This window comes from Antarctobacter heliothermus (assembly GCF_002237555.1).
Lineage (GTDB): Bacteria > Pseudomonadota > Alphaproteobacteria > Rhodobacterales > Rhodobacteraceae > Antarctobacter > Antarctobacter heliothermus_B.
Map to the genome: position 1 here is coordinate 1,309,992 of NZ_CP022540.1, position 23,135 is coordinate 1,333,126.

The 23,135-nt window shown below is 61.6% G+C and carries 25 protein-coding genes; 14 read left to right on the top strand and 11 right to left on the bottom strand.

Features of this window, described 5'->3' with window-relative positions; all coding sequences use genetic code 11:
- The first annotated feature begins 75 nt into the window (after positions 1-75).
- The 6 genes from ANTHELSMS3_RS06150 to ANTHELSMS3_RS06175 all read left to right on the top strand — a co-directional run bounded on the left by ANTHELSMS3_RS06150 (position 76) and on the right by ANTHELSMS3_RS06175 (position 5,147).
- Positions 76-942 carry a CPBP family intramembrane glutamic endopeptidase gene (locus ANTHELSMS3_RS06150; protein ID WP_254694861.1) on the top strand — a complete coding sequence of 289 codons (867 nt, stop codon included), beginning with the start codon at positions 76-78 and terminating at the stop codon, positions 940-942.
- 180 nt (positions 943-1,122) lie between these two features.
- Positions 1,123-2,058, top strand: a complete 936-nt coding sequence (accD, locus tag ANTHELSMS3_RS06155; RefSeq protein ID WP_094034115.1) for an acetyl-CoA carboxylase, carboxyltransferase subunit beta — start codon at positions 1,123-1,125, stop codon at positions 2,056-2,058.
- Between the two features lie 28 nt (positions 2,059-2,086).
- Positions 2,087-3,367: a bifunctional folylpolyglutamate synthase/dihydrofolate synthase gene (locus ANTHELSMS3_RS06160; RefSeq protein WP_254694862.1), complete on the top strand. Its 1,281-nt coding sequence runs from the start codon at positions 2,087-2,089 to the stop codon at positions 3,365-3,367.
- 346 nt (positions 3,368-3,713) lie between these two features.
- Entirely contained in the window at positions 3,714-4,070 is a 357-nt protein-coding gene (locus ANTHELSMS3_RS25420) for a rhodanese-like domain-containing protein (protein ID WP_157733411.1), read from the top strand.
- Positions 4,071-4,085: 15 nt separating this feature from the next.
- Entirely contained in the window at positions 4,086-4,685 is a 600-nt protein-coding gene (locus ANTHELSMS3_RS06170) for a LysM peptidoglycan-binding domain-containing protein (protein WP_094034117.1), read from the top strand.
- A gap of 210 nt (positions 4,686-4,895) precedes the next feature.
- Positions 4,896-5,147 carry a hypothetical protein gene (locus ANTHELSMS3_RS06175; protein WP_094034118.1) on the top strand — a complete coding sequence of 84 codons (252 nt, stop codon included), beginning with the start codon at positions 4,896-4,898 and terminating at the stop codon, positions 5,145-5,147.
- Between the two features lie 78 nt (positions 5,148-5,225).
- Here the strand turns inward: ANTHELSMS3_RS06175 and zapE are convergent, their stop codons facing one another.
- Positions 5,226-6,290: a cell division protein ZapE gene (gene zapE / locus ANTHELSMS3_RS06180; RefSeq protein WP_094034119.1), complete on the bottom strand. Its 1,065-nt coding sequence runs from the start codon at positions 6,288-6,290 to the stop codon at positions 5,226-5,228.
- A gap of 110 nt (positions 6,291-6,400) precedes the next feature.
- Between zapE and ANTHELSMS3_RS06185 the strand changes: the two genes are divergently transcribed.
- Together ANTHELSMS3_RS06185 and ANTHELSMS3_RS06190 are read left to right on the top strand one after the other, a co-directional pair.
- The gene (locus ANTHELSMS3_RS06185; protein ID WP_094034120.1) at positions 6,401-7,129 is read left to right on the top strand and encodes a leucine-rich repeat domain-containing protein; all 729 of its coding nucleotides are present in this window, start codon (positions 6,401-6,403) and stop codon (positions 7,127-7,129) included.
- A gap of 91 nt (positions 7,130-7,220) precedes the next feature.
- Entirely contained in the window at positions 7,221-8,462 is a 1,242-nt protein-coding gene (locus ANTHELSMS3_RS06190; RefSeq protein ID WP_094034121.1) for an MFS transporter, read from the top strand.
- A 363-nt stretch (positions 8,463-8,825) separates the two neighbouring features.
- On the opposite strand, the gene ANTHELSMS3_RS06195 is transcribed toward ANTHELSMS3_RS06190, so the two are convergent.
- The 6 genes from ANTHELSMS3_RS06195 to ANTHELSMS3_RS25425 form a co-directional block, all read right to left on the bottom strand.
- Positions 8,826-9,734 (bottom strand): ornithine cyclodeaminase family protein, encoded by a 909-nt coding sequence (locus tag ANTHELSMS3_RS06195; protein WP_094034122.1) that lies wholly within the window; start codon positions 9,732-9,734, stop codon positions 8,826-8,828.
- A complete protein-coding gene (locus tag ANTHELSMS3_RS06200) occupies positions 9,731-10,351 on the bottom strand; it encodes an HAD family hydrolase (protein WP_094034123.1) in 621 nt (206 codons plus the stop codon). The genes ANTHELSMS3_RS06195 and ANTHELSMS3_RS06200 overlap by 4 nt, the downstream gene beginning before the upstream one ends.
- Entirely contained in the window at positions 10,348-10,800 is a 453-nt protein-coding gene (locus ANTHELSMS3_RS06205) for a YaiI/YqxD family protein (protein WP_094034124.1), read from the bottom strand. The genes ANTHELSMS3_RS06200 and ANTHELSMS3_RS06205 overlap by 4 nt, the downstream gene beginning before the upstream one ends.
- A gap of 69 nt (positions 10,801-10,869) precedes the next feature.
- Positions 10,870-11,700, bottom strand: coding sequence for an S-formylglutathione hydrolase (gene fghA / locus ANTHELSMS3_RS06210; protein ID WP_094034125.1), 831 nt, complete (start codon positions 11,698-11,700; stop codon positions 10,870-10,872).
- A gap of 33 nt (positions 11,701-11,733) precedes the next feature.
- A complete protein-coding gene (locus tag ANTHELSMS3_RS06215; protein WP_094034126.1) occupies positions 11,734-12,348 on the bottom strand; it encodes a TetR/AcrR family transcriptional regulator in 615 nt (204 codons plus the stop codon).
- 66 nt (positions 12,349-12,414) lie between these two features.
- Positions 12,415-12,579, bottom strand: coding sequence for a hypothetical protein (locus ANTHELSMS3_RS25425; RefSeq protein WP_157733412.1), 165 nt, complete (start codon positions 12,577-12,579; stop codon positions 12,415-12,417).
- A 170-nt stretch (positions 12,580-12,749) separates the two neighbouring features.
- On the opposite strand from ANTHELSMS3_RS25425, the gene mbfA reads away from it, so the two are divergent.
- The 6 genes from mbfA to ANTHELSMS3_RS06245 all read left to right on the top strand — a co-directional run bounded on the left by mbfA (position 12,750) and on the right by ANTHELSMS3_RS06245 (position 18,670).
- Positions 12,750-13,724 carry an iron exporter MbfA gene (mbfA, locus tag ANTHELSMS3_RS06220; RefSeq protein WP_094034127.1) on the top strand — a complete coding sequence of 325 codons (975 nt, stop codon included), beginning with the start codon at positions 12,750-12,752 and terminating at the stop codon, positions 13,722-13,724.
- Positions 13,725-13,954: 230 nt separating this feature from the next.
- Positions 13,955-15,688: a dihydroxy-acid dehydratase gene (gene ilvD / locus ANTHELSMS3_RS06225; RefSeq protein WP_094034128.1), complete on the top strand. Its 1,734-nt coding sequence runs from the start codon at positions 13,955-13,957 to the stop codon at positions 15,686-15,688.
- A gap of 3 nt (positions 15,689-15,691) precedes the next feature.
- On the top strand, positions 15,692-16,423 hold the full coding sequence (locus tag ANTHELSMS3_RS06230) for a dihydroxy-acid dehydratase (RefSeq protein WP_198319889.1): 732 nt from the start codon (positions 15,692-15,694) through the stop codon (positions 16,421-16,423).
- A gap of 83 nt (positions 16,424-16,506) precedes the next feature.
- Positions 16,507-17,268 (top strand): DUF6478 family protein, encoded by a 762-nt coding sequence (locus ANTHELSMS3_RS06235; RefSeq protein WP_094034129.1) that lies wholly within the window; start codon positions 16,507-16,509, stop codon positions 17,266-17,268.
- A gap of 19 nt (positions 17,269-17,287) precedes the next feature.
- Positions 17,288-17,665: a hypothetical protein gene (locus ANTHELSMS3_RS06240; protein ID WP_094034130.1), complete on the top strand. Its 378-nt coding sequence runs from the start codon at positions 17,288-17,290 to the stop codon at positions 17,663-17,665.
- A gap of 90 nt (positions 17,666-17,755) precedes the next feature.
- A complete protein-coding gene (locus tag ANTHELSMS3_RS06245; protein ID WP_094034131.1) occupies positions 17,756-18,670 on the top strand; it encodes a DMT family transporter in 915 nt (304 codons plus the stop codon).
- Positions 18,671-18,681: 11 nt separating this feature from the next.
- Here ANTHELSMS3_RS06245 and ANTHELSMS3_RS06250 read toward each other — a convergent pair whose 3' ends face one another.
- The 4 genes from ANTHELSMS3_RS06250 to ANTHELSMS3_RS06265 are packed head-to-tail and all read right to left on the bottom strand — an operon-like array spanning position 18,682 to position 23,121.
- Positions 18,682-19,998, bottom strand: a complete 1,317-nt coding sequence (locus ANTHELSMS3_RS06250) for an NAD(P)/FAD-dependent oxidoreductase (RefSeq protein ID WP_094034132.1) — start codon at positions 19,996-19,998, stop codon at positions 18,682-18,684.
- Positions 19,995-20,813 carry an ABC transporter permease gene (locus tag ANTHELSMS3_RS06255; protein WP_094034133.1) on the bottom strand — a complete coding sequence of 273 codons (819 nt, stop codon included), beginning with the start codon at positions 20,811-20,813 and terminating at the stop codon, positions 19,995-19,997. Before ANTHELSMS3_RS06255 ends, ANTHELSMS3_RS06250 begins: the two co-directional genes overlap by 4 nt.
- On the bottom strand, positions 20,810-21,700 hold the full coding sequence (locus tag ANTHELSMS3_RS06260; RefSeq protein WP_094034134.1) for an ABC transporter permease subunit: 891 nt from the start codon (positions 21,698-21,700) through the stop codon (positions 20,810-20,812). Before ANTHELSMS3_RS06260 ends, ANTHELSMS3_RS06255 begins: the two co-directional genes overlap by 4 nt.
- Positions 21,700-23,121, bottom strand: coding sequence for an ABC transporter ATP-binding protein (locus ANTHELSMS3_RS06265; protein ID WP_094034135.1), 1,422 nt, complete (start codon positions 23,119-23,121; stop codon positions 21,700-21,702). The genes ANTHELSMS3_RS06260 and ANTHELSMS3_RS06265 overlap by 1 nt, the downstream gene beginning before the upstream one ends.
- Positions 23,122-23,135 lie beyond the last annotated feature (14 nt).

Sequence of the window (23,135 nt, forward strand, 5' to 3'; positions counted from 1 at the left end):
CGGCCCGCCCTGACTGGCCCACAGCGTGACCGGCCAGGTATGAACCGCCCGATGCGCTACAGGCGCCACCAGATCATGACAGCGCCCGCTGAGCCGCGCGCCGAGTTGTGGCGGCTGGCGCTGGGACTGGTGCTGTGCGTCGTGATCTGGTTCGGGCTGGCGCGGGGGATTGTCGGGCTTCTGGGCAGTGTCATGCAGGGCGACGCCTATCTTTCGCTGCTGGAGCAGTTGCAGACCGGCACGACACCGCAAAGCCTGCTGCTGGTGCTCCTGTTGACCGGCGCGCTGGGCGTGGGGGCGATGATGGTCGCCGAGATGTTGCACGACAGGCCCGGTCTGAGCCTGTTGGGGCCTTGGCGGTTGTTCCGGTGGGATTTTCTGCGTGTCACTGGCGCGCTGGTGGTGCTGAATATGGCGGTTCTGATGTTGCCGCCCTGGGATCTGCTGACCTCGACGCGACCGGGGTTGCCGTTGGACAAATGGCTGTTGTGTTTGCCTGCAACGCTGGTCGTGGTGTTCGTTCAGACCGGCGCGGAAGAAGTATTCTTTCGTGGCTATTTCCAGTCCCAACTGGCGGCGCGCCTGCGGCACCCGGCGATCTGGTTGGGGGTGCCCTCGTTGGCCTTTGGCTTGGGGCATTACATGCCAGGTGTTTACGGCGACAACGCCCTAATGGTGGCGGGATGGAGTGCGTTGTTCGGGTTGGCCGCAGCCGACCTGACAGCGCGGTCCGGCAGTCTGGGTCCGGCGGTTGCGCTGCATTTCGTGAACAACGTCTTGGTGTTTGCCGGGGTTTCCATGAGTGGAGAGATGTCCGGGCTGGCGCTGCGGCAATGGCCGTTCGGACCGGACGACACCGCAGATATCGCCGCCCTGTTGCCGCTGGATCTGGCGATGATCGGGTTGAGCTGGTTAACCGCACGGGTGGCCCTGCGATTGTAAGCAGGAAGAGGCGTGACGCCAGAGGCATGCTTGCAGCATGACTTCCGGCTCCCTTTGGTCGCCTCCTTTGGGATATTTCCAGACAGAAGAAGCTGGGGCCGTGCGCGTGCCCATGGTTGATTGCATTTCCGGTCCGGCGCGCCTATTTCTCGGCCATCTTGGAACTTGCGCAGGTCGCCCATGAACTGGATCACCAACTACGTCCGTCCGCGGATCAACTCCATCTTCTCCCGCCGCGAAGTGCCCGAGAACCTGTGGTCCAAATGTGACGACTGCGGCACCATGCTGTTTCACCGCGAGATCAGCGATAATTTGAATGTCTGCACCAATTGCGGCCATCACATGCACATCACGCCGCGCGACAGATTTCTGGCGCTGTTTGATGGCGGCGTGTTCAATGAACTGGCTGTGCCAGAGCCGGTGGCCGACCCGCTGCATTTTCGCGATCAGAAGCGGTATCCAGACCGGATGAAAGCCGCGCAGAAGGCCACGCATGAGAAAGAGGCGATGCTGGTCGCAGCCGGTGAGATCGGTCGCACGCCGATTGTGGCGGCGGCGCAGGATTTCAGCTTTATGGGCGGGTCGATGGGAATGTACGTCGGCAATGCGATCATTGCCGCCGCGCAAGAGGCTGTAAAGCTGGGCCGCCCGTTGGTGTTGTTTTCGGCCGCCGGAGGCGCGCGGATGCAGGAGGGTATTCTGAGCCTGATGCAAATGCCGCGCACGACCGTAGCCGTGCAGATGCTGAAAGAGGCCGGGCTGCCCTATATCGTGGTGCTGACGCATCCGACGACCGGCGGTGTGACCGCGTCCTATGCGATGTTGGGTGACGTGCAAATTGCCGAGCCGAATGCGTTGATCTGTTTTGCCGGACCACGCGTGATCGAGCAGACCATTCGCGAAAAACTCCCCGAGGGGTTCCAGCGGGCAGAGTACCTGTTGGAGCACGGGATGCTGGACCGCGTCACCGACCGGCGCAAGATGCGCGAAGAGTTGATCGTGATCACCCGCATGTTGATGGGGATGCCGCCGGCGACATGGGGCGATCTGCCGCCGCCGGGGCCAGAGGATCTGAAACCAGAGCCCAACGCGGCGCTGGACAATAACGCAACGTGATCTTCGACATATCAAGGGGTTTCGGAAGATGAGCGCAGGGGCGCTAGGGTCTGACCTATTGTTGCAGCGCATGATGGCGTTGCACCCCAAGATCATAGATCTCACGCTGGATCGGGTCTGGCGGTTGCTGGAGGCGCTGGATCATCCCGAACGCAAGCTGCCGCCGGTGATCCATCTGGCCGGAACCAATGGCAAGGGATCGACCCAGGCCATGATCCGGGCGGGGATAGAGGCGGCGGGGCAAACCTGCCACGCCTATACCTCGCCGCATTTGGCGCGATTCCATGAGCGGATCCGGCTGGCGGGAGCGCTGATTTCCGAACCCGAACTGGAGGCGGTACTGGACGAATGCGTTGCCGCAAATGGCGCTGAGTCCATCACCTATTTCGAGATCACGACCTGTGCCGCCCTGCTGGCGATGAGCCGAGTGCCTGCCGACTATGTGTTGCTGGAGACAGGGTTGGGTGGGCGATTGGACGCGACCAATGTGATCGCGCGCCCTGCGACTACGGTGATTACCCCGATCTCGATGGATCATGAGCAGTATCTTGGCGACACGCTGGCGCTGATCGCTGGGGAAAAGGCGGGTATTCTGAAACGGGGAACGCCCTGTGTGGTCGGCCCGCAACCGGAGGCCGCGTTGGAGGTGATCGAGGCGCGGGCGGCGGCGCTGGGTGCGCCTTTGCTGGCTTATGGGCAGCAGTGGCATGTCTGGCAAGAACACGGACGGCTGGTGTTTCAGGATGAGATCGGGCTATTGGATCTGCCGTTGCCGGTGCTGCCCGGCGCGCATCAAGTCCAGAACGCTGGTGCTGCGTTGGCGGTGTTGCGACTTCTGAACATGCCGGAGGCGGCGTTTGAGGGCGCGATGACTAGGGCAGAATGGCCTGCCCGACTGCAGCGGCTGCGGTCCGGTCCGCTGGTGGCGGCGGCCCCTGCGATCGAATTGTGGCTGGATGGCGGTCACAACCCGGCCGCAGGAGAGGCTTTGGCAGTGCATCTGTCGGGTCTGCCGACACGGCCCACACATCTGATTTGCGGAATGTTGAACACCAAGGATGCGCGCGGCTTTTTGCGTCCTCTGGCGGCAGTTAGCGACAGTCTGACTGCCCTGTCCATTCCCTACGAGATCAACACCCTGCCTGCGTCAGAGACGGCGCGGCTGGCCGGTGAAGTCGGGCATTCTGTCCATGAGGCCGACGATCTGCACGCTGCGTTGATCGGAATTGCGGCGCAGCAGCCTGACGCGCGGGTTTTGATCTGCGGGTCGCTGTATCTGGCTGGGCATGTGCTGCGCGGCATGGGGTGACCGCCTGCGCGCCTTCGGCGCTTGGGGGTGCGGTTGAGCTTATTGACTGATTTGCAACTTCTGCCCTATATTTCGTGGCTACGATAAGAGGCGAACGCCAGATCGGCGCCCGGAGGACGAGCAGATGTGGAAAGGTCACTATTGGCCCCTATGTTTTGCAATAGCGGTTCTTACTGCGGTGCCTGCCTTCGCACAAACCAGCCAGATCACCGAAGACCTCCCCGATTTTTCACTGTCGCTGAACGGGCAAACACTCAAAATTGACCGCTCCGGTGCGGCCTGTCCGCCGCGGTGTGTGCAGCCGATGATGGTGGCCGCGGGTGTAGGGACGGTCGGAGAGCTTGAAGTGCTGGAGTTTCTTGAGATCTTTGTTGGGGATGGACAGGGTCTGCTTGTCGATGCCCGCATGCCCGATGTCTATGCGGCGGCCACCCTGCCTGGGGCGGTCAACCTGCCGGCCCAGACACTGCGCGCCGACAATCCGTATCGCGACGATCTGTTGACGGCCTTGGGGGTGCGGAATGGCGACCATGCCGGGGCGTTCGATCTGATGTTCTTCGGGGCCGGAGCAGATGATCAGGACGCGCCGAATGCGCTGCGCAGCCTGTTGGAAACCGGGTATCCGGCGACGAAGCTGAAATACTATCGAGGCGGGATGGACAACTGGCGCGCGCTTGGGCTGACCGTTGCTGGCAAGCTGTAACGACAGGGTGGTGAGATGATCAGGATGGTCCTTTTGGCGCTGGGCTTTATGGGGGTGACTGTGGCGCTATTGGTGTTGCAACCGGGAGCATCGGGACGGTCGGGGGAGCGATCCGCGCCAGAGCCTGTCACCCGCGCCGAACCTGCGGTGGTTGACGTGCCGGTCGGTCTTGCGAAAGCCGCGGTCGCGGCGGATGGGGGGCTGAGGTATCCGGCGGTTCTCGCGGCAGCTTCCAGGGTTGCGCAACCGGTGCCCGCCCGAAGAACCGTCGCCGACCCTGTCGGACTGGCGGATGCCGATATACGCCGGTTGACTTGGGATGCGCTGGCCAATCTCAATATCGCCACTGGACGAGACGGCGCGCCCGGTCAGCCGGGTAGTCTGTTGCATACGATTGTTCAGCGGTCTCTAGGCGATACGCCCGCAGCCCCTGTCGCCAAAGCGCCGCTTCTCAATGTCTATGTTGTGCAGCAAGGTGACACTCTGGTGTCCATTGCAGAGCGGGTTTATGGCGACGTCAACATGACCGGACCGTTGTTTGCCTCTAACCAATCTGTGTTGCGCCGTCCGGACGATCTGCGCCCCGGGCAGAACCTGATATTGCCACCGCGCTGAGCGGTCAATCGTTGTGGGCGAAGAAGTCAAACTTCATACTGCTTGAGGTTCCCACCAGATGTTGACGCGTCAGAGATGATTCGCCTATAGTCAATGAGAGCGCGCGCATCTGCCTCTTTGCGACGCGGCTCCTTGGGGGACAAACAGCGTGACATCCTTGTGCGACGCCAATCGAGGGGCGTGCAACTCTGCGACGTGCAGGGGATTTGCATGATCCGGCTAACGCTCTTGATCGTTGGTTTTGCCGTGTCCACCGGCGCGCTGTTCTGGTCTGTCGGAGAGCCATCGCAAGCAGAGCGTAGCGATACTGTGCAACCGGACGACGGCCTGCCCGGCGTTGCTTTATGGTATTACGGCACCACGGTTGCCCATCTTGACATACTGAAGGCCAACGAGGGTCTTCTGAACGATCCAACGGACCTGCGCGCAGGCATGACGCCGCGCATTCCGGACCTGAATTAACACGGGCAGCAAAGCCTTAACGAGCAGCAGCATCTGAGGGTCCTTCGGGACCCTCCTTTTTTGCCGGATCGCCCGGCGTCAGCCCGCCTCGACAGCCCAGTCGGCGGCCTGCATTTCGCGCAGGCGTGAGGCGGTACGCTCAAATTCGAAACTGCCTTCGCCCTCGACATACAACATTTCCGGTTGGGCGGCGGCGGAGGCGATCAGTTTGACCCGCGCCTCATACAGCGTGTCGATCAGGGTGACAAAACGCCGGGCCTCGTTGAAATTCCGGCGCGACAGTTGCGGGATATTCTCAAGGATCAGAACGCGGACGCTTTCTGCCAGTTTCAGGTAGTCGGCGGGGCCGAGCATCCGCCCGCAGAGGTCAAAGAAATCCGCGCGCGCGACGCCGTTGTGATAGCGCGGCAACTCTACCTCGCGGCCTTTGACGTGCAGGGTCAGGGGCTCTTCCTGCCCATGGGTCAGTTCCTCCCACAGGGTGTCTATCTGTGTGCGGGCCGCCGCATTGGCGGGGGAAAAGTAAACCTGCGTCCCGGCAAGACGGTCCTGTCGGTGATCGCGTTCCGAGGCCAGTTCCCGCACCACCATGCGCTCTTTCAACAGGTCGATGAAGGGCAGGAACAACTGCCGGTTCAATCCGTCCTTGTACAGATCGTTCGGGACGCGATTTGACGTGGTGACAACCGTGGTGCCGCCTTCGAAGAGGGCCTCGAACAGGCGGCCGACAATCATGGCGTCGGCTATGTCGGTGATTTGCATCTCGTCAAAGGCCAGAAGGCGCACGGAATCGCTGATCTCTTTGGCGACGGGTTTGATCGGATCTTCGGCCCCCTCACCGCGCAGGGTATGAATACGGCCCTGCACCTCTTGCATGAAGGCATGGAAATGCACCCGGCGGGCGGGCACATCCAGCGTTTCGACAAAGAGATCCATCAACATGGATTTGCCGCGCCCGACGCCCCCCCACAGGTATAGGCCCTTGGGCGCCTCCACGCTGCGCCGGAAAAAGCCGCGTTTGACCGGCTGGGCCAAATCGGCGCGCAGGCGCTCAAACTCTGGCAGGACGGCGGTTTGCGCCTCATCCGGCTTGATCTTGCCAGAGGCTACGCGTGAATTGTACAGGTCAATGACACTTGGCATGCCTTCGCATACCCAATGCGCGCGACGTTGTGTAGAGGCGGCGTGACAGGCGTGCTTGTGCCGTCCGGGTCGCCGTGTCACCTTGCGGATCGGACAACAGGAGCGGGCATATGGCGCAGGGCGACAACAAGGCGGCGCTGGATTCAGAGGTCCGCGACATGATCCTGTCGGTCAAGATGAACCGGCGCGACGGCATTTCCTTTCTCTATATGGAAAGCAGCACGGCGCTGCGCCAATTGCCCGCGCAGATCGGGCGACTGGACTGGATGGTCTGGCTGGATCTTGAGGGCACGCAAGTGTCCGACCTCAGCCCGCTGACCCCGTTGACGCGGCTGGAAAAGCTGGACCTGCGCGGAACGCCGGTCAGGGATCTGTCGCCGATTGCGGGCATGACGGCACTGCGGCATCTGTTTCTCGAAGGGTCAGGTGTGGCGGATCTATCGGCCTTGTCTGGCATGACCCGGCTGCGTGAGTTGTGGCTGGATCATACCGGCGTCACGGATCTGTCGCCGCTTAAGGATTGCATCGGCCTGCGTCAGCTTTCCTTGCGCGGAACAGAGGTCAGCGATCTGTCGCCGCTGGCCGGATTGCCGGACCTAGCTGTATTAGACATCACGGGCACACAGGTAGGCGATCTGACGCCGCTTTTGCGCCTGCCCGCCTTTTGTGAGGGCGATGGCGAGGTGGGGATTTCCTTTGAAAACACGCCCGCCGTTGCCCGCAGCAAGGCGCTGGCCCGGATCGCCACGGATGAAGAAGACCCCGGCCTGCGGGCCGAGGATCTGGTCGATCACCTGACCGGCGGCGCGCGCGAGGCCGGTTGGCGCGGTGATGCATAAGCAAAACTGAACCGACCTATCAACCTTTCCCGTTTGACGCCTTGGGCGGAGCGCGGCAATGCTGCGGCTCCCTGTCCCGGAGAGTTCTGCCATGTCGACCCGCGCCCCGCTTTTCACGCCTGTTCTGATTGTCGGGTGCTTCATCATCATGGTGAGTTTTGCGGTCCGGGCGAGCTTTGGTGTCTTTCAGATCCCTATCGCTGAGGAATTCGGCTGGGCGCGGGCCGAGTTCAGCCTTGCCATCGCAATCCAGAACTTGGCCTGGGGCATCGGCCAGCCGTTGTTCGGGGCTTTTGCGGAACGGCTGGGTGACCGGGTGGCGATCATCCTTGGCGCGCTTCTTTATGCTGTCGGGCTGGTGATGTCGGGCCTGTCCGTCGATCCGTTTTCCATGCAGGCATGGGAGGTGCTTGTTGGCTTTGGGATTGCTGGCACCGGCTTTGGCGTTATTCTGGCTGTGGTCGGGCGCGCATCCAGCGATGCGAACCGATCCATGTCGCTGGCAATTGCCACCGCTGCGGGCAGTGCCGGACAGGTCATCGGCGCCCCAGTGGCTGAGGCGCTGCTGTCTGTCATGAGTTGGCAATCAGTCTTTTTCGTCTTTGCAGCGGCCATTCTGGCGATGCTGATCACCTTGCCCCTAATGCGCGCGCCCATCGCCCCCAAGGCCGAAATCGAAGAGAGCATGGGAAAGATTTTGAATCGGGCGTTCCGTGACCCTTCCTTTTCGCTGATCTTTATCGGGTTCTTTTCCTGTGGGTATCAGTTGGCTTTCATCACGGCGCACTTCCCGGCCTTCGTGACAGAGATGTGCGGGCCCATCGCGGCAGGTGGCGTCCTGCATTCGATGGGGGTTACAACCACTTCGGCCCTTGGGGCCCTGTCGATTGCTCTGATTGGCCTCTTCAACATCATTGGCACCCTGACGGCGGGCTGGCTGGGCGCGCGGTTTACGCGGAAGTACCTATTGGCGGCAATCTATACCGCGCGGACAATCACGGCGGCGGCGTTTATCTTGATGCCGATCACACCAGCCAGCGTGCTGGTCTTTTCGGCAGTCATGGGTTCGCTCTGGTTGGCGACTGTGCCGCTGACTTCGGGGTTGGTCGCGCATCTGTACGGGGTGCGCTACATGGGCACGCTATATGGCGTGGTATTTCTTAGCCACCAGATCGGTGGGTTTCTGGGCGTCTGGCTGGGCGGCCGGCTGTATGACATGTCTGGCGACTATACGTTTGTGTGGTGGATCGGTGTCGGCGTGGGGGCGTTGAGCGCGGTTGTGCATTTGCCGATCCGCGAAAACCGTCCAGAAGCGTTGCCTGCGGTGGCGTAAGAGGGGGCGCTGCCCCCGTCGCCTTTGGCGCCTCCCCCGGGATATTTCTCGACAGAAGAAGCTGTGGGTTGTGGACCAAGGGGCTGTGCGCGCGCGGGATGTGCAGTGTGGATGTAGGTCAGCCCGTGACCGGCTCCTTTGATGACCTCTTGGCGGGCGTTGCGGTTCCATTGAGTGAGCGTTGCCATGGCGCGGGTCGGGATGACCCTATCGTCGCGGCTCCAAATGGCGGCGACGGGTAGGCCACTGGCCGTGATCTCGCGATCTTCGTGCTCTGGTGGGCTGCGCAATTGACCGTGCGGGGAGGGCAGCACTGAGCGGAGAACGCCCCGGCGGGCGGTGCAAAGGCGCCGCCAAGCAGGCTCATGTGCCTTGCCACGCATCCAGGATATAACGCGCGCACATCAGATCCAGATGCGCGCCGCCGCCGTTCTTGAACAGCGTGATCTCATCCGCGCTGGTGCGGCGCATGGCGTCGGGTGCGTAGTAGTCGGCCAGCACGTCAGATTTCCTGATTGCGCCTTGAGTCAGTGGGATTTTAAGCTCACCGATGTGACCCAGCGTCGTGTCGAAGCTGTCTACAAACAGCCGCGCCCGTTTGAGCGCCGTGTCGTCAACCTCGCGCATGTCGGGGCGGTAGGCGCCGATCAGGTCGATGTGCTGGCCGGGCTGGAACCAGTCGCCTTTGAGGATCGGATCTGTCGACATGGTGGCAGAGGTGACGATATCGGCGACGCGCACGGCAGTTTCTAGATCCTCGGCCCAGTCGATGCCGTGTTTTTCGGCAAAGGTGCGGGCCTTGGCGGGGGTCCGGTTCCAGACGGTGAACTTTGCCTCAGGGAAGCCTGCGGAATAGGCCGCATGCAATGAAGCGCCGACGGTGCCCGCGCCGACGATCAAGATGCTTTTGCTGTCGGGGCGAGCCAGTTTGAGCGCGGCGCACAGGCTATCGCCGGCGGTTTTCCACTTGGTCACAAGGTGAAAGTCCACCACCGCCGTCAAGCTGCCGTCCGCATCGTCGAACAGGTTCACCGCGCCGCCGACCATCGGTTTGCCCTTGGACGGATTTCCCGGAAAGACCGTGGCCGCCTTGACCGCCAGTCCCAACCCGTCGATCCATGCCGACCGGTTTAGCAGCGTATCCTTGCCTCGGTAGAGGAATACATCGGCAATTTCGGCCTTGGGCAACTGGTGGCCCGCGTCAAAGGCGCGGCAGAGGGCCAGCCAGTCGAGGTTCTTTTCGCCCTCCTCAAAGGGAATGATGGTTGTCATACCGCTTGCTCCTTGGTCAGCAACCCCTCGTCCACCAGTCGCTGGGCCCAGCCGTCCGCGCCGGTAAAGTGGTGCGTGTGCCAGCCGCGGGCCTCGGCGGCCTTGATATTGTCGATCCGGTCGTCGGCAAAGATCAGCGCCTCACCGGGGAGGTTTAGCTGCTCTTCGACCATTTCGTAAATGCGGGCCTCTGGTTTGATGACGCCCATGTGGCCGCTGACAAAGGCGTGGTTGAATTCGTTGAGAAAGTCATAGGCCGGGGTGGCGATGGCCCATGTGCCGATGCCAAAATTGGTCAGCGCGTGGACTGCCGTGCCTTGCGCCCGCAGCGCCCGCAGCAGGCGGACAGAGCGGGGGATGGCGGGTTTCGCCATCTCTAACCAGTTGTCGTGCCAGAGGCGGATTTCCTCTGCCCATTCGGGCGTCTTGTCGGCCCAGTCGTAGATCGTTTGCCGGAAATCGCCGCCCCGGTCGATGATGTCGTTCATGCCGTGCAGGTCAAGTTGGGCGAACATGGCGCGGCGGCGATCCTCACCGATCTTGGTATCGTAATAGCGTTCCGGTTGCCATTCGATCAGCACATTGCCGATGTCAAAGATCACCGCCTTGATGGTCATACCGTCTTTCCTGCTTGCCTGAGAGTGCGTTCCAGCGCGTCGAGAAAACGGCTGCGGTCTGCCTTTGTAAAGCCCTTGCCGGACCCTTGTCGAAAGGGATCGGCGGCGCGCAGATCCGTCATGAGATCGCGCATGGCAAGTTGTTGGCCAATGTTGGCCTCTGTAAGGGCGCTTCCGTCGTGGCGTAGGACGAGCGCGCCTGCGGCGACGCATTTCGCGGCCAGCGGGATGTCGGCAGTGATGACCACATCGCCCTTCCCTGCGCGGTCCGCGATCCACATGTCGGCCACGTCCGGCCCGTCTGCGACAATCTGCAAGGTCACCAGTGGATTGCGCGGGGGGCGCAAGCCGCCATTGGCGACAAGGATCATCGGAACCTTGTGCCGGGTGGCGACAGTTTCGGCCTCGGCTTTGACTGGGCAGGCATCGGCGTCGATGTAAAGGGTCATTGCGGCGCGTGCCCCGGATGTGACCCAGTACCTGCTGGGGAGAGGTCCCGGAACAAGCCCAGGGCGGGGTCACTCATGGAGTGCCTCTGCGTGAAATCCAACATGGTCCTCCATGAAGGTCGAGACAAAGAAATAGCTGTGATCATAGCCCTTCTGCATCCGGAAAGTGCCGTCCTGCCGGCGCGCGGCCATGGCCCCTGCCAACGACTCCGGTTTGAGTAGATCAAAAAACTGATCGTCTGCGCCCTGATCGATCAAGACCGGCCCGTCAAAGCCCCTGTCGCGCATGAGCAGTGTGGAGTCATGTGGGGTCCAGGTGGAGTCGTCGGCCCCCAGATAGGCCGCAAACTGTTTGCGGCCCCAATCGCTGGCGGTGGGGTGCGCGATGGGCGCAAAGGCGGAGACAGAGACAAAGCGTCCCGGCAGGCTCATCGCTAGTGTCAGCGCGCCGTGTCCTCCCATGGAATGCCCGGTGATCGCCTGCCGCTCCATGTCGAGCGCAAAGTTGTCTGCGACCAGTGCGGGCAACTCCTCGGCCAGATAGTCCCACATTTGGAAATGTCGCTTCCACGGGTCCTGTGTGGCGTTGACGTAAAACCCTGCACCCTTGCCCAGATCATAGGCTTCATCGTCGGCCACGTCTTCGCCGCGGGGCGAGGTGTCGGGGAAAATCAACGCGATGCCCTGTTCGGCGGCCCAACCCTGTGCGCCCGCCTTTACCATGGCGTTTTCGTGCGTGCAGGTCAGGCCAGACAGATACCATAACACGGGCACCGGTCCATATGTCGCCTCTTCGGGCAGGAAGAGGCCAAAGGTCATGTCGCAGGCGCAGGATTTGGACGTGTGCGTGTACACACCCTGCACACCGCCAAAACAGGTATTTTCGGAAACGGTCTTCATCAGTTCTCCCCGGCGCGCCCGCCGGGGCGCATGTCACACCCCGTAACGTGCCATGAAGGTGTCGACAGCGCCATCCACAACCCGCGTGATTTCCGCCTCGGTCACCGTCGACTGGATGCCAAACAGCAGTTTCGGCCACAGATCGGCCTTGCATAGTTCGGCGAACTGGTCGGCGGCAAGATCGATGTCATCGACTTGTAATTCATTCCGGGCGCGGGCAGCGGACAGATAATCGACCATCACCCGGCGCATGATCATCGGACCGCTTTGATAGAACTGTTGCCCGAGGTCCGGAAAGCGTTCGGATTCCGACAGGCAAATCTTGAAAATGCGTTGCCCCATCTCGGAGTAGAGAAAGCCCAGGAATTTGTGCCCGGCTTGCGACAGGACTTCGCGCGGAGAGCGCGACGTGTCGATCGACAGCACGGCCTCATCGGCCTGCCGTCCGCATTGCGCGCTGGCGACCTCGATGAACAACAGGCGCTTGTCGGGAAAATAGCTGTAGAGGGTGGCCTTAGAGACTCCCGCTTCGCGGGCAATCTCATCGACGCTGGCGCCTTCGAAACCGTCGCGCAGAAAAATATCCCGCGCGCCGTCGATGACCTGGTCGAATTTGCGCCCTTTGCGGACGGTTGCCTGTGTGGACATTTCAGCCCTCCCCTTGCCGGGCAGTTATAAACCGACCGGTTCAGTTTGGGCAAGAAAGGCGCCACGTCATTTGCAAGGGTGCGTCGTCGTGCAGCCCTGAGTGGACACATCTGGGTGCGGAGACGGGGCGGGAAAGGTGAAATCCGGCAAGAAGACCGGACCGACATCGGCAAAGCCCGGCCCGGCGAGCAGGGCGCAGGCAGTGGCAAGCGGCAGGAGAATGCGGGTCATGTTGTGCTCCGTCCAAAGTAAACTAAACCGTTCAGTTTTATACTGGAGTGCTTTGGAACGAAAATCAAGATCCTTTGGACGCCTGCGGCAGAATGGACGTGGCCGTGCATATGGCCTTGAGGTTTTTGCCGAGTGGCTTAGTTTGGAATCATTCTAAAGAGGGTGCTGCCATGCTGTACATGGGAAGTCGTCGCCGGTTTCGGGACCTGACAGAACAAGAAATTCTGGCCTTGGCCATTTCGTCAGAGGAAGACGACGCAAGAATATATCGCGGCTACGCGGAGCGCCTGCGGTCTGACTACCCGGACACTGCCAAGGTTTTTGAGGGCATGGCAGTCGAAGAGGATGGTCACCGCCGTGCCTTGATCGACCTTCACCAGACCCGGTTCGGCGAGGTTATTCCCTTGATCCGGCGCGAACATGTGGCGGGCTTTTATGCCCGTCGTCCGGTCTGGTTGGCAGAGACTCTGTCATTGGACAGGATTCGTGAAGAAGCCGAAAACATGGAGCGGGACGCGGAACACTTTTACCACATGGCGGCGCAGAATGCGCAGGACGCGGATACCCGCAAACTGCTGGGCGACCTCGCGGCGATGGAAGCGCGGCATCAAGATGAGGCGCACCGGCTGGAGCGAGAGCACCTTGGCGACGATGCGCGGACCGGTGAGGATGACCGCGCCAAGCGGCAATTCCTTTTGACTTGGGTGCAGCCGGGGCTGGCTGGGCTGATGGATGGGTCGGTGTCGACGTTGGCCCCGATTTTCGCAACCGCCTTTGCGACTCATGACCCCTGGACGACCTTTCTTGTGGGGCTTGCGGCCTCTGTCGGCGCGGGGATTTCGATGGGCTTTACCGAAGCCGCATCCGACGATGGCGAATTGTCTGGTCGCGGATCTCCGACCAAGCGAGGCATCGCCGCTGGCGTGATGACGACGATAGGCGGATTGGGGCACGCGTTGCCCTATCTGATCCCGCACTTCTGGACAGCGACCACCATTGCCCTGATCGTGGTCTTTGTTGAGCTTTGGGCGATCGCCTGGATTCAGAACAAGTTCATGGAAACCCCGTTCCTGCGCGCCGCCTTTCAGGTGGTGCTTGGCGGCGCGCTGGTCTTTGCCGCCGGCGCGTTGATCGGATCGGGGTGACGATGGCGTGGGATTTTCAGCGGGGCGTTTGTGGCGGAGGGGAGACTGGGTAACTTGAAAAGAGAACAAACGGATGAGCGCGCGCCATTTTCTTTGCAGTGAAAAATACCCCTATTCCGTAATCCCAACGCGACCGAAATATTGGTATACCATTTGACGCTAGACGCTTGTGCGTCCTGTAGCGCTTCGCTATTCCAAGGCAAAGCCATTCCATGGGAGGAGCCAGTCCGATGCTCAAGCGTCCATTCGACAAAACCAAGTTACCCAGCCGTCACGTCACCGAAGGCCCAGAGCGGGCGCCGCATCGGTCCTTTATGTACGCAATGGGTCTTTCCGAGGATGAGATTCATCAACCGTTGGTTGGCGTAGCGACCTGCTGGAATGAGGCCGCGCCCTGCAACATCTCGCTGAACCGTCAGGCGCAAGCGGTCAAGTTGGGCGTCAAGGAAGCCTCTGGCACACCGCGAGAGTTCACCACAATCACCGTGACTGATGGCATTGCCATGGGCCACGAAGGCATGCGGTCGTCGCTGGCATCGCGAGAGGCAATTTCCGACACGGTTGAATTGACAATGCGGGGGCATTGCTATGACGCCATCGTCGGATTGGCGGGCTGTGACAAGTCGCTGCCGGGGATGATGATGGCCATGGTGCGCCTGAACGTGCCGTCTGTCTTTATCTACGGTGGCTCAATCGTGCCGGGAAAATACAAGGGTAAAGACATCACCGTTCAGGACGTGTTCGAGGCAGTTGGCCAGCATCAGGCCGGGGCCAACAGCGACGAGGAACTGCGCGCCATCGAAAAAGCGGCCTGCCCCAGCGCGGGTGCCTGTGGCGGCCAATTCACCGCCAACACGATGGCCTGCGTTTCCGAGGCCATCGGCCTTGCGCTGATGAACTCTTCCGGCGCGCCTGCCCCCTATGAAAGCCGTGATGCCTATGGCACGGCCTCGGGCATTGCCGTGATGCATTTGCTGGAGCAAAACATCCGTGCGCGTGACATTGTCACCCGCAAGAGCCTAGAAAACGCGGCGCGCGTCGTCGCCTGCACCGGCGGGTCGACCAATGCGGGGCTGCACCTGCCTGCCATCGCGCATGAAGCAGGCCTGGAATTCTTCCTTGACGACGTTTGCGATATCTTCCGCGATACGCCCTATTTCGTCGATCTCAAGCCGGGCGGGAACTACGTCGCCAAGGACCTGTACGAGGCGGGCGGCGTTCCGGTCGTCATGAAGGAACTGCGCCGCGCCGGTCTGATCCATGAGGATTGCATGACCGCAAGCGGCCGCGCCATTGGCGAAGAGCTGGACATGATCGAGCGTGAGGCGGATGGCAAGGTCATCTATCCCATCGACACACCGATCACGCCGACCGGCGGCGTCGTGGGCCTGAAGGGCAACCTTGCGCCGCAGGGTGCCATCGTTAAGGTCGCGGGCATTGCGCCCGAGGATCAAGTGTTCAGCGGCCCGGCGCGGGTGTTCGAATGCGAAGAGGACGCCTTTGAGGCGGTCAAGATGCGCGCCTACAAAGAGGGTGACGTGCTGGTGATCCGCAACGAAGGCCCCGCAGGCGGCCCCGGTATGCGCGAAATGCTGGCGACCACCGCAGCACTGTCTGGACAAGGCATGGGCAAGAAGGTGGCGCTGATCACCGACGGTCGTTTTTCTGGTGCGACTCGCGGTTTCTGTGTGGGTCACGTTGGCCCAGAGGCGGCGCATGGCGGGCCGATCGCACTGATTGCGGATGGCGACATGATCACCATCAACGCGATTACCGGTGAGATTTCGGTCAACCTGAACGATGAGGATCTGGCCAAGCGCAAAGAGGCCTGGGCCGGTCCGAGAGACACCATCTATGCCTCTGGCGCGCTATGGAAATACGCGCAACTGGTGGGAGAAACCTATAAAGGTGCCGTGACCCATCCGGGCGGCGCCGAGGAAAAGCACGTCTACGCGGATCTTTGACCCATGGCGGCGGTGCGCAAGCTGTTGTGCGCCGCTGGCGTGCTTCTGGTCTCGGGGTGTCTGGGCGGCGTGCCCGCATCCAACCCGGATAAAACGGAGACGGAGGCACGCGAAGGTCTGGCGGCATTTTTTGCGCGCGGCGGGTCCACCGGCGGACGGCGCGCAGCGCCACTGGCCCGGGTCAACCTTGCGGGGGGCGACGTTGTCGTTGCCGGACCGGACGGGTATTGCATTGACCCCTCGACGCGACGTTCAGCGTCCGAACGCGGTTTCGCGTTGATCGCATCCTGCCATATCCTGAGCGGGGGCAAGGTAGGACGCCCCGTGGTTCCGATGCTGGTGACAGTCACCGTGGGCCCGCGCGGCGACGGGACAGACCTGCCATCACCAAAGGCTATAGCGCAGGCTGCAAATGCGGTTCTGCTAGATGGCAAGGCGTCGCCGGACCAGGTGACCGCGCATCTTGCCAGCGGCGGCGATGACATGTTTGACGGCAGCGATCCACGCTATTGGCGGGCGGCCTTTCTGCAAGGCAACAGAATGGTCGGTTTGGCGTTGTATGCGCCGCGCGGCAGTGCCTTGGCAGGCGATCAGGGCGCGACCATGATCCTGCGGGTCAAGAACAGGATCGCACAGTCGAGCCGCACGAACACGCCGCGGACCGGGACGCCGACACAAAAACCGACCGACGGATTGCTTGGTCGTTTATTCAATCGTCAGGACTTGCCACAATAGTTTCCATATCGGAAATTATCACTCTCGGCCGGAGCGTCATCCGCGCGAGGCGGGAAACAGGCAAAACGGGCAAGGGAGCAGGCGTGCAGGACTGGTTGGGTAAGGCGGCCTATGCGGCGGGGTTACGGCGCTGGACACGCGCAGCGCGTGCGGCGCGCGCGGCGGATCTGACCGAACTGCGCAAACAGCGTACGCAGGCACGCAGGCTCAAGACGAGGCTGGACGAGTTGATCCATCACGCGGACGCCCGACTTGCGCTGCCGGTGATCGGGAACCAGTCCTTTCCGCGGCCAGAAGACTCCGATTGGGCCTGGCGGCCGGAATTGTGGTGCGGTCCGCTGCCGGTTCCGGGCATCGTCGGTGTGGCGGGCAAGGCCGGATTGGGGCGTGAGGCAACGCTGTATCACGATTGCCAGCGCACCGAGCTAACCCTGCGCCAGATCCGCAACACGCGTGCCGCCGACCTTGCAGCTTATGGGATGAAACTGGATGTCTTCGGGTTCACAGGATCATATCTGTCACTCGCGGTGGACCTGCCGGAAAATGCAGTGGCAGGGCTGACACGTCAGCATCTCATCCGGATTGAGACAATTGTCGAATCCGAAGAGCCGCTAGAGATTTTTGCCCGCCTGAACGTTAAACACGGCCCTAACACGGAACAGGTGGTTCGGGAATTGCCGCTGCACGAAGAAACGGTGCAGGTGGAATTTGACCTTGCCTATACACGGCTGAATGAAAAACGGGTCGAAAAGATGTGGTTGGACCTGATCTTTGAAGGGCCGCGCATGAATCAGGTCATCTTGCGCGACCTGACGTTCAGCCGCCGCAGACGGGCCGCGCTATAATGCGCCGGAAAGGATCGGAATGAGCGGATTCACATTGACCAAGACCCGTTTTCGCGATGGCGTTTGGGAAGGTCTGCTGATTGCGGGGCCGGGCAATGACCGCCCGCCCGAGGTGGTGGCGAGCCTGGAGGAACGCCCGGTTCATGGGGTTATTGTCGCCGACACGGCCGAGCAGGGCCGGTGGGTAGTTGAGGTGCCCGTCCCTGTCGAGGCATTGGGAGACGGGGTGCGCACGGTCCTGATCCGCGACGGCCGTGACGATGAGTTGCTGGACAGCTTTACGGTGATCGCCGGAGAGGCGCTGGATGAGGACATCCGCGCCGAAGTAGCACTATTGCGGGCGGAACTGGACCTGCTCAAACGTTCGTTCCGAAAGCATTGCCGCGAAACGACTTAGCAACGGCGCGGACCTGACTGGGAAGATCGGCGACTGATTGACCTTTGACAGTTGCAGGGCCACAGTCGCGCCATCCCCGAAGGAGCCCCCATGTCCCCGCTGCGTGGCATTGCGCTGAAGCTGACCGCTGTTGTCCTGTTCACCATCATGGCCTCGCTTATCAAAGCGAGTTCTGAGCATGTGCCGACTGGAGAGGCGGTGTTCTTCAGGTCGTTCTTTGCCATGCCGGTGATCGTTGCTTGGCTGGCGATGCGCGGCGATCTCAGGTCCGGGCTGAAGGCGAAGAATCCGTTGCTGCATATCTGGCGCGGGTTGATCGGGGTGATGGCGATGGGGTGTGGGTTCGCCGCGCTTGGCCTGTTGCCGCTGCCAGAGGTGACGGCCCTCGGTTTTGCCGCGCCGATGATGACGGTACTGCTGGCGGCGCTCATGCTGGGTGAACGCCTGCGGGCCTTTCGTCTGTCGGCCGTCGGGCTTGGGTTGTTGGGCGTTCTTATCGTGCTTTGGCCGCGTCTCAGTCTGGACGAATTGGGCGGGTCGGCGACGCTGGGCGTGGCGCTGGTTCTGACCTCGGCGGTGATGCGCGCTTTGGCACAGATCCAGATCCGCAAGATGGTGGCGGTTGAGGAAACATCGGCCATCGTCTTCTATTTCTCACTGACGGCGACGGTGTTTTCGTTGGCGACGATCCCGTTTGGATGGGTTTGGCCGGCACCAGAAGTTGTGATGATGTTGGTGGGAGCTGGGTTGATCGGTGGCATTGGACAGATTTTCCTGACCTCCGCCTATCGCTTTGCCGGGGCGGCGGTGGTGGCGCCCTTTGACTATGCCTCTATCCTGCTGGCGATCCTGTTTGGTTATTGGTTCTTCGATGAGGTGCCGACGGCCATGGTGCTGATCGGATCGGTGGTTGTGGTGGCCGCGGGCGGAATCATCATCTGGCGCGAACGGCAGCTTGGCCTGCAACGCGGCAAGGCGCGGCCCACCATGACCCCGCAGGGGTGAGCCGTCATTGGTCAGAGGTCCAGCGCCTCCGCCCCCAGATAGGCGGGTGCCAGCAGCAGGCGCCGGTATCGGCCCAGCGGAAAGCGCGGAGGTGGGGTCGATAACCAGTCCGGCCCTTCCACGGTTGTGCCCAGAATAGTGTCGGCGACCAACCGTCCAGCATAAGACCCCATGGCGACCCCGTTGCCATGGTAGCCCATCGCCGCGAACAGGCCGGTCTGATCCGGTATCGCACCCACAAACGGCACAAGATTGCGCATCAGGCAGACAAGGCCAGACCATTCATGTGTAATCTCAACCTGCGCCCAGGCCGGGAACATCCGCGCAAAGTTGCGTCGGATGCGGCAGGACAGGCGTGCTTGCGCCGCTGGGGTCGCGCGCAGTCCGCCACGCATTCCAAACAGGAACCGACCGTCCGGCAGCAGGCGGAAATAGTGCAACAGAAACCGCGTGTCATAAGCCATTTGCGCCGACCACCAGCCTGCCGCCTGTTGCTCGGCCTTGGTCAAGGGCCGGGTGACAATGACACAGGATTGGGCGGGCAGGGTTCGCGCGCGCAGCCACGGGGGCATGTCCTCATGACTGTATCCGTTGGTGGCCAGGATCACGGTGTCCGCCGTGACCCGCCCTCGCGAGGTTTCGATATGCCAACGACCGCCCTCACGCTGCAGCCCGGTTGCGGGGCTGTGTGCATAGAGGGTCGCGCCTGCATCTTGCGCGGCCTGAGCGAGACCGGTGTGGTATTTGCGCGGATTCAGGGCAAAGCCGATGGGCAGGGTCATGCCGCCTTGCCACGGCCCGCCCAAGCCTCTGTCTTGCAGGTCCTGCGCGGTGTGAATGTCTGGCACCACACCATAGGTCTTGGCGATGTCCTCGACCTCGGTCTTAAGCCTTTCAAAGGCGCGCGGCTTGTGGGCCAGCAGGGTTTCCCCCTGCGAATGCCGATCCACGTCCCACCGATGACGGTCGATCAACGTGCCCACATGGTCCACCGCCGCCATTTCGGCCTTGGCCCACTGAAGCGGCGCGTCCGGCCCGAAACGGTTGCGCAGCAAGGCGTCGGGGGCTTTGGACCCGCCGAGACAACAAAAACCACCGTTGCGCCCCGATGCGCCCCACCCAGCATGTTCTGCCTCCAAGACAGTGACGGAGACCCCCGCTTGGGACAGGCGCAGCGCGGCGTTGAGACCGGTAAAGCCGCCACCGATCACCGCGACGTCTCTGCTTTGGCCGGATTCCAGTTGCGGCCAGCTTTGGGGCGGGACGGTGTCAGCCCAAAAGCAGGGCCCCTGCGGCCCGTAGGCCGCAGGCTCAAACAAACGGGTCACGCGGTACGTTGGGCGGCTTGTTCCTCGCGCAAGCGCTGGACAGAGGCGCGTTTGGTGATCAACGAGGCAGAGATCACACCCACGGTCACAATACCGATCAGGATGGTCGAAAGAGCGTTGATTTCGGGGCTGACGCCAAGGCGAACAGCGGAAAAAACCTTGATCGGCAGGGTCGTTGCGCCGGGGCCGGTGGTAAAGCTGGCGATCACCAGATCGTCCAGCGAAAGGGTAAAGGCCAGCAGCCAGCCAGAGACCACAGCGGGCGCGATGATCGGCAGGGTGATCAACGTAAAGCTTTCAAACGGCGATGCCCCGAGATCCAGTGCCGCCTCTTCCAATGCCTGATCAAAGGTGCTGAGCCGCGAGGATACGACGACAGACACATAGCACATGGAAAAGGTCGTATGCGCCAGCACAACCGTCAGCACCCCACGGTCCAGTCCCAACCCGATGAACAGCAGGAGCAGCGACAGGCCCGTGATCACCTCTGGCATAACGAGCGGTGCGTAGATCATGCCGGAAAACAAAGTGCGTCCGGGAAAGCGCCCGGCGCGGACCATGACATAGGCCGCCATTGTCCCCAGCACGGTCGCAATCGAGGAGGAAAAGAACGCAACCTTCAGCGTGACCCATGCCGCATCAAGGAACTCCTCGTTCTGCAACAGCTCGCCGTACCACTTGGTCGAGAACCCGGCCCAGACCGTCACCAGCCGGCTTTCGTTGAAGGAATAGACCACCAGCAAGACCATCGGCAGATAGAGAAAGGCAAAGCCAAGGGTCAGAGAGGTGGCATTGAACCACGAAAACCGTCTCATTTCTCGGCCTCCCGGGCTTTTTCCTCGGACCGTTGAAACAGCACGATCGGGATGATCAGGATCAGCAGCAGCACAACCGCCACCGCCGAGGCCACCGGCCAGTCGCGGTTGGAAAAGAACTCTTCCCACAGAACCTTGCCGATCATCAGCGTATCCGACCCACCCAACAGAGAGGGGATTACAAATTCGCCGATGGTCGGGATGAATACCAGAAAACAGCCGGCGATGATGCCGTTTCGTGACAGCGGGATGGTGACCAGCCAAAAGGCCGCAAACCGGGTCGATCCCAGATCCTCTGCCGCCTCCAGCAGGCTTTCGTCCAGCTTTTCCAATGCCGCATAGATTGGCAGGATCATGAACGGCAGATAGGTGTAAACGATCCCGATGTAGACCGCCCAGTTGGTGTTGAGGATGGTCAGTGGTTCCGAAATCACCCCGATCCCCAACAGGAATTGGTTCAGCACACCTTCGGTCGACAGAATGCCAATCCACGAATAGACCCGGATCAGGAAGCTGGTCCAGAATGGCAGGATCACCAGCATCAGCAGGGTCGGACGCCATTCCTGCGGCGCGCGGGCCATGGCATAGGCCACTGGATAGCCCACAAACAGCGTCACGACGGTCGAAATCAGAGCGATGCGCAGAGAGCTGAGGTAGGCTTTCCAATAGAGGTCGTCGGTGGTCAGAAAGGTGAAATTCTCAATATCGAGGCCGGAGAAGAAAGTGCGCACCCCGGCCCAACCTTCGTTCCAGTCCAGTTGCGGGGCGTAGGGTGGTCGCGCCAGCGCGTAGTCCGACAGCGAGATCTTTATCACGATGATGAAGGGCACCAGAAACAGCGCCAGCAGCCACAGATAGGGGACAGTGATCAGGACCGCGCGGCGCATCACTCGTCCTTCAGCACGACGCCGGCGGTCGCTGTAAAGCTCAACCAGACCTCGTCTTCCCAAGTGATGTCGCGACGCGCGATACGGCGGGTGTTGGCGGCCTGCGCCTTGATCATCGTGCCGCCCTCGATCTCGACATGATAGGTCGAGATGTTGCCAAGGTAGGCGATGTCGATGACTTTACCGCGCAGCGTATTGGGGGCGACGGGGCGTTCCTTGGCGATGCTGACTTTCTCCGGCCGCAGGGACAGGACGACCGATTGCCCGGCCATTGCCGGATCGCCATTGGCGGCAATCACCGGCGACTGGCCGTCGGCCCAATGGATTGCAAGCCCACCGGCAGGAACGTTGGGGGCGGATGGCAAGGGCGCAGGCTGTTCCGGCGCGGGGGACGGCGCAGGTGCAGCAGGTGTTCCTGCTTCTGCTTCAGACGGGGGCGGCAGACGGCGCTGTTCATCGTCGATCCACTTGCCAAAGATCGGGCTCAGCACACGGTCGTGCAGGACGCGGCCCATGTCATTGGGTTGCGGAGCGGTTTTTTGTGCCGCGACGGGCGCGTCCGGTTCGACCATAGGAGTAGGCGGCGGCGCGGGGGTCGGCTCCGACGTCTGTTCCACGGCCTTTTCGGGAGCAGGGGGGCGGGCCTCGGCGGTGCCGCGGATCAGGTTCACGTCGCCGATGAAATCGGCCACATAGACAGAGTTCGGCGCCTCGTAGATCACGTCCGGCGTCGACACCTGTGCGATCTTGCCTTCGTTCATCACCGCCACGCGGGTGGCGACGGTCATCGCCTCTTCCTGATCGTGGGTCACGATGATGAAGGTGGTGCCGGTCTTTTCCTGAATGTCCATCAGTTCAAATTGCGTTTCTTCGCGCAGCTTGCGGTCCAGCGCGCCCAGCGGCTCATCCAGCAACAGCAGCTTGGGGGCCTTGGCCAGTGACCGGGCCAGCGCCACGCGCTGTCGCTGTCCGCCAGAGATCTGGTGCGGCTTGCGGGCGGAAAATCGTTCCAGCCGGGTCAGACGCAGCATCTCCTGCACGCGGGCGTGCACCTCATCCTTGGGCTTTTTCTCACGCCGCAGACCAAAGGCGATGTTGTCGTAGACGGAAAGATGCGGGAAGAGCGCGTAGCTTTGGAACATCATGTTCACTGCGCGCTTGTTCGGCGGCACATGGGCGATGTCGCGCCCGTCCAGCAGGATCTGGCCTTCTGTCGGTTCCTCGAACCCGGCTAACATCCGCATCAGGGTGGTTTTGCCGCAACCCGATGGTCCGAGCAGGGCAAAGAACTCACGTTCGAAAATATCCTGGGTCAGGTCGTCGATGGCGGTGAAGTCGCCAAATCTCTTGGTCACGCCCTTGAACTGAATGAGCGGTTTCGCCGCCGGGTCATTCCACGGGGCAAAAACGGGTTCGGCCATAGTATCTCACCACG